This window comes from Pseudomonas sp. 2VD (genome assembly GCF_005503585.1).
Lineage (GTDB): Bacteria > Pseudomonadota > Gammaproteobacteria > Pseudomonadales > Pseudomonadaceae > Pseudomonas > Pseudomonas aeruginosa.
Genome location: NZ_SCND01000479.1, coordinates 1 through 3,835, shown reverse-complemented (window position 1 = coordinate 3,835; position 3,835 = coordinate 1). Strand labels below are relative to the sequence as shown.

Annotated in this window: 3 protein-coding genes and 1 pseudogene; 1 reads left to right on the top strand and 3 read right to left on the bottom strand. The window is 68.6% G+C overall.

Features of this window, described 5'->3' with window-relative positions; genetic code table 11:
• Nucleotides 1–187: pseudogene (locus FFS27_RS30105) on the bottom strand (TSUP family transporter); the annotation flags it as partial.
• 106 nt (nucleotides 188–293) lie between these two features.
• Between FFS27_RS30105 and FFS27_RS30100 the strand changes: the two are divergent.
• On the top strand, nucleotides 294–1,082 hold the full coding sequence (locus tag FFS27_RS30100; RefSeq protein WP_009315269.1) for an AraC family transcriptional regulator: 789 nt from the start codon (nucleotides 294–296) through the stop codon (nucleotides 1,080–1,082).
• Here the strand turns inward: FFS27_RS30100 and prpD are convergent.
• Nucleotides 1,060–2,544, bottom strand: a complete 1,485-nt coding sequence (gene prpD / locus FFS27_RS30095) for a 2-methylcitrate dehydratase (RefSeq protein WP_003109750.1) — start codon at nucleotides 2,542–2,544, stop codon at nucleotides 1,060–1,062. The genes FFS27_RS30100 and prpD overlap by 23 nt on opposite strands.
• Before the next feature lie 134 nt (nucleotides 2,545–2,678).
• Nucleotides 2,679–3,835: 2-methylaconitate cis-trans isomerase PrpF (gene prpF, locus FFS27_RS30090; RefSeq protein ID WP_137952422.1), on the bottom strand; the 1,157-nt coding region annotated here is incomplete at its 5' end.

Below are 3,835 nucleotides of genomic sequence, written 5' to 3'. Positions count from 1 at the left end.
TCATCACGCAGGTCGAGGTGGCCACCGCGACCTGCATGGCCGCCTGGGCCAGCGGGTCGTCGGCGGCGCGACCGAGTTGCAGCAGGTGATAGAGCAGCGGCACCACCACGAAGCCGCCGCCAAAGCCGAACAGCACGGCGCTGACCCCGGTGAGGCAGCCGCAGAGAAAGAGCAGGAGATAGAACATGGCGGGTTTCCGGAACGAGAGCGGAAGGCCAGCTTAGGTGTCCCGGGGTTGGCCCGCTTCGCGAGGTTGGCCAATACTATTCGTGTTTCGGCCAGGTGCTTCGACCATGCGCAACGCTTCCATCGAGCAGTACGACGCCACGCCCCGGGCCGTGGTGGCCATGGGTACCGACTATCCCGACGGCTACCTGCTGCCGCGCCATCGGCATCGTCGCGCGCAATTGCTGTACGGTGCCAGCGGGGTGATGCAGGTGCGTACCGGCGACGCCGGCTGGGTGGTGCCGCCACAGCGCGCGGTGTGGATTCCGCCGGGCGTCGAGCACGAGGTGCGAATGCTCGGGGTGAGCACCCGCAGCCTGTACATCGAGCCCGGCAGCGCCACGGCGATGCCGGCGCACTGCCAGGTGCTGGCGGTGTCGCCGTTGCTGCGGCAACTGTTGCTGGCGGCGGTGGACATGCCCCTGGAATACGACACCGAAGGTCGCGACGGCGCGCTGGCGACGCTGTTGCTCCATGAGCTGGCGGCGGCCGAGACGCTGCCGCTGCACGTGCCCTTGCCGCCCGAGCCGCGCTGGCTGGCGCTTTGCGAGGCGTTCCTCGTCGAGCCCGACATCCGCGCCAGCGCCGAGCGCTGGGCCGGGCTGCTGCATACCAGCCTGCGCAGTTTCAACCGCACCTTCCGTCGCTACACCGGCCTCAGCTTCGGGGCCTGGAAGCAACGCGCCTGCGTGGTGCAGGCACTGGCGCGGCTGGCCGGCGGCGAAACGGTCACCGCCATCGCCCTGGACTGCGGCTACGAGAGCCCGGCAGCCTTCTCGACCATGTTCCGCCGGGTCCTCGGCCAGCCGCCCAGCGCCTTCCAGGCGGGCGCGCTCAGATCGCCAGGAGGTCCATGAAGCGGTTCACCGGCGTGGCTTCCAGCGATGCCTGGTGGCTGCACAGGTCGAAGATCCTCTGGCAGCGCTGCGGCGGGAAGCGCGTGGCCAGGTTGGCCTTGAACTTCTCCTGCAGCAGCGGAATGCCTTCGGCGCGCCGGCGGCGATGGCCGAGCGGGTACTCCACGGCGACCTGGCCGGTGCTGCTGCCGTCGTCGAAGAACACTTCCACGGCGTTGGCGATGGAGCGCTTGTCCGCCTCCAGGTATTCACGGCTGTAGCGCGGCTCCTCGACGATCTCCATCTTCTCGCGCAAGCGGTCGATCAGCGGGTGGGCGGCGTGGAAGGCGTCCTCGTAGTGCTCGGCCACCAGGTCGCCGAAGATCAGCGGCACGGCGGTCATGTACTGCAGGCAATGGTCGCGGTCGGCGGGGTTGGCCAGCGGGCCGACCTTGGAAATGATGCGGATCGCCGACTCGTGGGTGGTGATGACGATGCGGCTGATCCGTTGCAGGCGGTCCTTCACCAGCGGATGCAGGCGCACGGCGGCCTCGGCGGCGGTCTGCGCGTGGAATTCGGCGGGGAAGCTGATCTTGAACAGCACGTTTTCCATCACGTAGCTGCCGTAGCCCTGGGGGAAGCTGAAGCGCCGCTTGTCCTCGGGCTTGGTCGCCAGGTCCTTGCTGGTGTGGCTGAACAGGACATCGTAGAAACCCCACTGCGGCGCGCTGAGCACGCCGGGGATGCCCATCTCGCCGCGCAAGGCGATGTCCGCCAGGCGTACGCCGCGGCTCGTCGCGTCGCCAGCGGCCCAGGACTTGCGCGAGCCGGCGTTCGGTGCGTGACGGTAGGTGCGCAGGGCCTGGCCGTCGACGAAGGCGTGGGAGAGGGCGGCCAGCAGTTGCTCGCGGTCGGCCCCCATCAGCTTGGCGCAGACGGCGGTGGACGCGACCTTGACCAGCAGCACATGGTCGAGGCCGACGCGATTGAACGAGTTCTCCAGGGCGATCACGCCCTGGATCTCGTGGGCCATGATCATCGCTTCCAGTACCTGGCGCATGCTCAGCGGCGCTTCGCCGTTGGCCAGGCGTTTCTGCGAGAGGTGGTCGGCGACGGCGAGGATGCCGCCGAGGTTGTCCGAGGGATGGCCCCACTCGGCGGCCAGCCAGGTGTCGTTGTAGTCCAGCCAGCGGACGATGCAGCCGATGTCCCAGGCGGCCTTGACCGGGTCGAGCCGGAAGGAGGTGCCCGGCACCCGCGCGCCGTGCGGGACCAGGGTGCCCTCGACCAGCGGGCCGAGGTGCTTGGTGCATTCCGGGAAGCGCAGCGCCAGCAGGCCGCAGCCGAGGGTATCCATCAGGCAGTTGCGGGCGGTGTCCAGGGCCTCCGCGGAATCGATGCGATAGTCCAGCACGTAGTCGGCGATGTCCTGCAGGACGGCGTCGTAGTCGGGACGTTGGTTGAGATCGACGTTGGCACTCATCGCGTACTCCAGTGGTTCGTAAGTGGTGGGTTTCCTCTCGGGTCAGGCTGGTTCGGGGATGGTTTTTCTTGTCGTGGCTGCAAGACGCCCCGGCCTTTCGCGGTGGCGGAAGGCCGGAGCAAGGATAGGTCGGTTCAGAAGGCCTCGCCGGGTACGCGCACCCAGCCTTCCATGAGGATTCGCGCGCTGCGGCTCATGATCGCCTTGGTCACCGTCCATTCGCCGTTCGCCTGGCTGGCCTCGGCGCCCACTCGCAGGGTGCCGGAGGGATGGCCGAAGCGTACCGCGCTGCGTTCGCCGCCGCCGGCGGCGAGGTTCACCAGGGTGCCGGGAATGGCCGCGGCGGTGCCGATGGCCACCGCCGCGGTACCCATCATCGCGTGGTGCAGCTTGCCCATGGACAGCGCGCGGACCAGCAGGTCGATATCGCCGGCCGCCACCAGCTTGCCGCTGGCGGTGCGGTAGTCGCGGGGCGGGGCGACGAAGGCGATCTTCGGCGTGTGCTGGCGGGTCGCGGCTTCCTCGGGGGTCTTGATCAGGCCCATGCGCAGAGCACCGGCGACGCGGATCCGTTCGAAGAGCGCCAGTTGCTGCGGGTCGCCGTTGATCTCTTCGCGCAGCTCGGTGCCGCGGTAGCCGATCTCCTCGGCATTGACGAACACCGTGGGAATCCCGGCGTTGATCATGGTCGCCTTGAAGGTGCCGACCCCCGGCACCTCCAGGTCGTCCACCAGGTTGCCGGTGGGGAACATGGCGCCGCCGTCCTCGCCGTCGTCGGACGGATCGAGGAATTCCAGCACGATCTCGGCCGCCGGGAAGGTCACTCCGTCCAGCTCGAAGTCGCCGGTTTCCTGGACTTGGCCGCCGCTCACCGGCACGTGGGCGATGATGGTCTTGCCGATATTGGCCTGCCAGATGCGTACCTCGCAGATGCCGTCTTCCGGTATCCGCGCCGGATCCACCAGCCCGGCGTGCAGGGCGAAGGCGCCGGCCCCGGTGGAGAGGTTGCCGCAGTTGCCGCTCCAGTCGACGAAGGGCTTGTCGATGGAGACCTGGCCGTAGAGGTAGTCGACGTCATGGCCCGGCTGGCTGCTCTTCGAGAGGATCACGCACTTGCTGGTGCTGGAGGTGGCGCCGCCCATCCCGTCGATGTGCGCGGCATAGGGGTCGGGACTGCCGATCACCCGCATGAACAGCCGGTCGCGCGCCTCGCCGGGGACCCGGCAGGATTCCGGCAGGTCTTCCAGGCGGAAGAACACGCCCTTGCTGGTGCCGCCGCGCAGGTAGGTGG